Genomic DNA, 5649 nt, shown 5'->3' with positions numbered 1-5649 from the left:
GACCCCCGCCTCCGCGTAGAGCGCGGGGTCGACCGTCTTGAGCCGGGCGGTCGCCTCCGCGATCGGCACCCGCACGATGTCCGTGCCGTTCAGGGCGACCATCTTCCCGAAGTCGCCGTCGTGCACGGCGTCGATGGCGTGCAGGCCGAACCGGGTGGCCAGCCAGCGGTCGAAGGCGCTGGGGGTGCCGCCGCGCTGGACGTGGCCGAGGACGGTGGTCCTGGCCTCCTTACCGGTGCGGCGCTCGATCTCCTTGGCCAGCCATTCGCCGACCCCGGAGAGACGGACATGGCCGAAGGAATCCTGCGAGCCGTCCTTGAGGACCATCTCGCCCTGCGCGGGCACGGCCCCCTCCGCGACCACCACGATCGGGGCGTAGCTCGCCCGGAAACGGGAGGACACCCAGGCGCAGACCTGGTCGGTGTGGAAGCGCTGCTCCGGGATGAGGATGACGTTGGCGCCGCCGGCCAGTCCCGAGTGCAGCGCGATCCACCCGGCGTGACGGCCCATCACCTCGACGACGAGGACGCGCATATGGGACTCCGCCGTGGTGTGCAGCCGGTCGATGGCCTCGGTCGCGATGCCGACGGCCGTGTCGAAACCGAAGGTGTAGTCGGTGGCGGAGAGGTCGTTGTCGATGGTCTTGGGAACGCCGACGCAGGGGATGCCGTGCTCGTCGGACAGGGTCGCCGCCACCCCGAGGGTGTCCTCGCCCCCGATCGTGACGAGTGCGTCGACCTCGTATCTGCCGAGGCTGTCCCGGATCCGGCGGACACCGTGCTCCGCCTTGAGCGGGTTGGTGCGCGAGGAACCGAGGATGGTGCCGCCGCGTGGCAGGATGCCGCGCACCGCCGGGATGGAGAGCGGGACCGTCACACCTTCCAGCGGTCCGCGCCAGCCGTCCCGGAAGCCGATGAAGTCGTATTCGTATTCCTGTACGCCCTTGCGGACGACGGCACGGATGACCGCGTTGAGCCCGGGGCAGTCGCCGCCCCCGGTCAGTACTCCGACCCGCATGGAAGCATCCCTTCGCCGAAGTGAGCCACCCCCCCATGCACAGGTCAGCCTAAGGGTGATTCAGGTCACTCCGGGATGGGCCGGACGGTCAATTCCCTTGCAATTCTCCGGAATTGATCTCAGATGTCGTCGAGTCCCCGCTCGATGGCGTACCGCACGAGCTCCACCCGGTTGTGCAACTGGAGCTTGCCCAGGGTGTTCTGGACGTGGTTCTGGACGGTGCGGTGCGAGATGACCAGCCGTTCGGCGATCTGCTTGTACGAGAGTCCCTTGGCGACCAGCCGCAGTACCTCGGTCTCCCGGTCGGTGAGCTCCGGGGCCTTCGGCTCGTCGGACGCCACGGGTGCGGGTTCGGAGGCCAGCCTGCGGTACTCGCCGAGCACCAGCCCGGCGAGGCCGGGGGTGAAGACCGGGTCACCGGCGGCGGTGCTCCGGACCGCCTCGGTCAGCTCCTGGGTGCTCGCCGACTTGAGCAGATAGCCGGTGGCGCCGGACTTGACCGCCTCCAGCACATCGGCGTGCTCGCCGCTCGCGGAGAGCACCAGGACCCGCAGCCCGGGGTGCGAGCCGACGAGCTCCTTGCAGACCTGGACGCCCGGCATCCCGGGCAGATTGAGGTCGAGGACGAGGACGTCGGGGCGGACGGCCCCGGCCCGGCGGACCGCCTGCGGGCCGTCGCCCGCGGTCGCCACCACGTCGAACCCGGACTCTGCGAGGTCGCGGGCGACGGCGTCGCGCCACATCGGGTGGTCGTCGACCACCATCACCCTGATGGCCGGCCGCTCCTGCGCCGCACCCCGGTCGTGCTCTGCACTCATCGGACTGAACCCGCCTTCCCCCGTGGAGTCTTCGGAACCCTCAGTTCTACCTCGGTGCCCTGGCCGGGCACCGAGATCAGCTCGGCCGTACCGCCCAGTTCGGCCAGCCGCCCGCGTATCGACAGGGCGACGCCGAGGCGCCCCTCGCCCTCGGCCCGGGCGAGCCGCCCCTCCGGGATGCCCGGCCCGTCGTCCCGGACCGTGACGATCACCTCGTCCGGCCAGTCCTCGACCAGGATCCAGGCCCGGGCGCCGTGCCCCGCGTGCACCCGGACATTGTCCAGGGCGGCGCTGACCGCGGCCGCCAGCTCCGTCGCCGCCGCGGGCGCGAGCAGCACCGGGGCGCCGGGCTCCGCGAAGGTGACCCGGGAGCCGGCGTGCGGGGCGAGCAGGGAGCGCAGATCGGTCTCGCCCGGCGCGTCGGGCTCGTCGTCGTCCGTCTCGACGGTACGCACCACGGCGCCCTCGGCGGCGTCCTCGGAGACCCGGGTGGGCGGCACCAGGCCGCTGGAGACCAGGGTGCGCAGGGCGACCTCCTGCTCCCCGGCCATCCGGCCCAGCTCGGCGGCCTCGCCGCCGATCGCCGTACCGCGGCGCTGCACCATCGCCAGGACCTGGAGCACGCTGTCGTGGATGTCGCGGGCCAGCCGTTCCCGTTCCCGGGTGGCGGCCTCGATCTCCAGGGCGCGGGCGAGGGTTCGCTCACTGGCGCGGGCCACCTCGACGACGTAGCCGATCGCGATGGAGGCGACCCAGACCAGCAGGACGTTGTGCAGGGTGTCGCGGCTGGGTTCGGCGCGCTCGATGAGGTTGGCGACGGCGACGAAGCTGGAGGCGAAGGCCGCCCAGCGCCAGCCGCCCTTGATCGCGAAGGCCAGGACGGAACCCGCGGTCCAGATCGACGGCAGGGTCGGACCGTCGACGTGCTGGGCCTGGAAGTCGGCGAGCGGGGTGAGGAGGATACCGGCGAGGGCGAGGGCGAGGTCGGCGCCGAGGAAGCGCTTGGTGCAGGCCACCGCGCCGGCGACCTTCGGCAGGGTGGCGAGCGTCCAGACGGCCATGACCGTCAGGAAGGCGACGGCCACCCACGGCCGGTCGTACTTGTCGCGTCCGAAGACGGCGAGCAGGATCGCGTAGAGCATCGTCAGAATGCGGTACGCGGTCAGGGCACGCCACAGCGGCTGCTCGACCGACATCCGCACGACCCGCACGCGCTTGGCCATCATCTTCTCCCCCACCCCGCACGGACCGGCGCGCGCTCAGGCGCCGTCGCGGTCCTCGTCCGTACCCCGCTGCTCGTCCCGGCCGTCGGACGCGGCCCGCTTGGCGGCCTCCGAGCGCTGCTTCGCCTCGTCCGCGATCTGCCGCTTGGCGGCGGTCGCGTAGATGTCGACGTACTCCTGCCCGGAGAGCCTCATGATCTCGTACATCACCTCGTCGGTGACCGAGCGCAGGATGAAGCGGTCGCCCTCCATGCCGTGGTACCGGCTGAAGTCGAGCGGCTTGCCGATCCTGATCCCCGGGCGCAGGAGCTTGGGCACCACCTGGCCGGGCGGCTGGATCTTCTCCGTGTCGATCATCGCGACGGGGATCACCGGCGCCCCGGTCGCGAGCGCCACCCGGGCGAGCCCGCCGGGCTTGCCCCGGTAGAGGCGGCCGTCGGGCGAGCGGGTGCCCTCCGGGTAGATGCCGAAGAGGCCGCCGCTCTCGATCACCTCGATGCCGGCCTTGATCGCCGCCTCGCCGGCGCCCCGGGCGCCCGAGCGGTCCACCGGGAGCTGGCCGACGCCCTTGAAGAAGGCGGCGGTCAGCTTGCCCTTGACGCCGGGCGCGGTGAAGTACTCGGCCTTGGCGATGAAGGTGACCTTGCGGTCCAGGACGGCGGGCAGGAAGAAGGAGTCGGAGAAGGACAGATGGTTGCTCGCGAGAATCGCGGGTCCCTGCGCGGGAATGTTCTCCAGGCCCTCCACCCACGGCCTGAACGCGAGCTTCAGCGACCCGCCGATGGAGAACTTCATAGCGCCGTAGATCAACTCGGGTGCCTCCTGTGTGCTGTCCGGCAGGCCTCAGGGTCTGCCCGGCGGCTCGGAGCCGCGGTCGCGACGTCCGGCACGGCGCCTCACCCTGTCCGACTGCGATCCCCCGGACAGACCCTAACCCGTACCGCCGTCCGTGCTCCTGCCCGGCACGGCCCGGGGTACCCGGCCCGTGCCGGTGACGGCCCTGGTCGGTGTCGGCCCGGTCGCGTACGGTGAAGTAATCCTTCTGCACTCCCCCTTTCGCTCCCCTCCGAGCCTCACGAACAGGAGACCCCGGTGCCGGTCCTTCCTGGAGCCGAGCCGTTCCGCCACGAGGGCGGAGAGGTCGGCGTCCTCCTCTGCCACGGATTCACCGGCTCCCCGCAGTCGCTGCGCCCCTGGGCCGACTACCTGGCGGCGCGCGGGCTGACGGTCTCGCTGCCCCTGCTCCCCGGGCACGGCACCCGCTGGCAGGACATGCAGGTGACCGGCTGGCAGGACTGGTACGCGGAGGTGGACCGGGAGCTGCGGTCGCTGCTGGAGCGGTGCTCCCAGGTCTTCGTCTTCGGTCTCTCCATGGGCGGCGCCCTCTCGCTGCGGCTCGCGGCGAAGCACGGTCACGCGGTCCAGGGCCTGGTGCTCGTCAATCCGGCCAACAAGGTGCACGGTCTCGCGGCGCACGCGCTGCCGGTCGCCCGTCATCTGGTGCCGACGACGAAGGGCCTGACCAGCGACATCGCCCTGGCGGGCGCCGAAGAGGTCGGCTACGACCGGGTGCCGCTGCACGCGGCGCACTCGGTACGGAAGTTCTTCCGGCTGGTCGACGCCGAACTGCCCCAGGTGACCCAGCCGATCCTGCTGCTGCACAGCCCGCAGGACCATGTCGTGCCGCCCGCCGACTCGGCCCGGATCCTGAGCCGGGTCTCGTCCACGGACGTCGAGGAGATCCTCCTGGAACAGAGCTACCACGTGGCGACGTTGGACCACGATGCGGAGCGGATCTTCGACGAGAGCTATTCGTTCATCGGCCGCCTCGCTCCGAGCGTCGGGAAGAAGGGGAGCACGTCCGGTGGCTGAGCACGACGCGGATCGCGCGGGCAGCGAGGAGGAGCGCGAGCCGCTCCCCGCCGAGGGAGCGGCCGTCCCCGATGACGGCGGCGCACCCCCGTCGGAGGCCCCGGGCCTGGCCCAGGGCGGCGACGGGGAGCGGCCGGTCGACGAGGACGCCGTCTGGAAGGCGATCGTCGCGGGGTACGGCGACGAGCCGCCGGACCCGCCGGGTGCGCGGCCGTTCCGGTCCATCGAGGATGTCGCGCTGCTGGAGGACGGTCCGCTGTCCGCGCTGGACCCGGACAAGGGCATCGGCAAGCGGCCGCCCAAGCCGCCGGAGAAGCCGCTCGGCAGCTCGGTGGTGTTCGCCCCCGGCGTCGGGGGCGGCCCGCGCGACTACGAGCCGGCGGAGCCCGCCGCGGGTGACACCGACGACGGGGACGACAGCGGCGAGGGGCACTTCGTGCCGCCGGAGCCGCCGCCGCTGCCGGAGGCCGATGTCACGGCGAAGTTCGCCTGGCTCGCGGTGGTCGGCGGACCGGTCCTGCTGCTGCTCGCGGTGCTGCTCCAGTGGGAGATGACCTGGTGGCTGACGACGGTCTGCGTCGGTGGCTTCCTGGGCGGCTTCGTGACACTGGTGGCGCGGATGGAGCACGACGACGAGGACGGCGACGACCCCGGCCGCGGCGCGGTGGTCTGAGCACGGGATCTCGCGGACGCGGCCTGGGGTCTTTCGTTTGGATCAG

Annotated in this window: 6 protein-coding genes; 2 read left to right on the top strand and 4 right to left on the bottom strand. The window is 71.9% G+C overall.

The window, feature by feature from the left end; all coding sequences use genetic code 11:
* The 4 genes from J1C73_RS21720 to J1C73_RS21705 all read right to left on the bottom strand — a co-directional run.
* Window positions 1-1017, bottom strand: a 1017-nt coding sequence (locus J1C73_RS21720) for a 6-phosphofructokinase (protein ID WP_207317888.1), incomplete at its 3' end; no start/stop codon positions are given.
* 119 nt (window positions 1018-1136) lie between these two features.
* Window positions 1137-1835, bottom strand: coding sequence for a response regulator (locus J1C73_RS21715; RefSeq protein WP_123470074.1), 699 nt, complete (start codon window positions 1833-1835; stop codon window positions 1137-1139).
* On the bottom strand, window positions 1832-3058 hold the full coding sequence (gene macS, locus J1C73_RS21710; RefSeq protein ID WP_207317887.1) for a MacS family sensor histidine kinase: 1227 nt from the start codon (window positions 3056-3058) through the stop codon (window positions 1832-1834). Before macS ends, J1C73_RS21715 begins: the two co-directional genes overlap by 4 nt.
* A 36-nt stretch (window positions 3059-3094) precedes the next feature.
* A complete protein-coding gene (locus tag J1C73_RS21705) occupies window positions 3095-3868 on the bottom strand; it encodes a lysophospholipid acyltransferase family protein (RefSeq protein ID WP_241199941.1) in 774 nt (257 codons plus the stop codon).
* A gap of 282 nt (window positions 3869-4150) precedes the next feature.
* Here J1C73_RS21705 and J1C73_RS21700 point away from each other — a divergent pair, with 282 nt between their 5' ends.
* Both J1C73_RS21700 and J1C73_RS21695 read left to right on the top strand, forming a co-directional pair.
* Window positions 4151-4930 (top strand): alpha/beta hydrolase, encoded by a 780-nt coding sequence (locus tag J1C73_RS21700; protein ID WP_207317886.1) that lies wholly within the window; start codon window positions 4151-4153, stop codon window positions 4928-4930.
* Window positions 4923-5603: a hypothetical protein gene (locus J1C73_RS21695; protein WP_123470082.1), complete on the top strand. Its 681-nt coding sequence runs from the start codon at window positions 4923-4925 to the stop codon at window positions 5601-5603. Before J1C73_RS21700 ends, J1C73_RS21695 begins: the two co-directional genes overlap by 8 nt.
* The last annotated feature ends 46 nt before the right edge of the window (window positions 5604-5649 follow it).

The organism is Streptomyces laculatispora, assembly GCF_017353455.1.
In the GTDB taxonomy this organism is placed as follows: Bacteria; Actinomycetota; Actinomycetes; order Streptomycetales; family Streptomycetaceae; genus Streptomyces; species Streptomyces laculatispora.
The sequence above is the reverse complement of the archived record's forward strand: the minus strand, read 5'-3'. Positions and strand labels throughout refer to the sequence as shown.

Bases quoted from the DNA above. Each gene is read 5' to 3' on its own strand.
- J1C73_RS21715 (WP_123470074.1), bottom strand. From the start codon at position 1,835: ATGAGTGCAGAGCACGACCGGGGTGCGGCGCAGGAGCGGCCGGCCATC.
- macS (WP_207317887.1), bottom strand. From the start codon at position 3,058: ATGGCCAAGCGCGTGCGGGTCGTGCGGATGTCGGTCGAGCAGCCGCTG.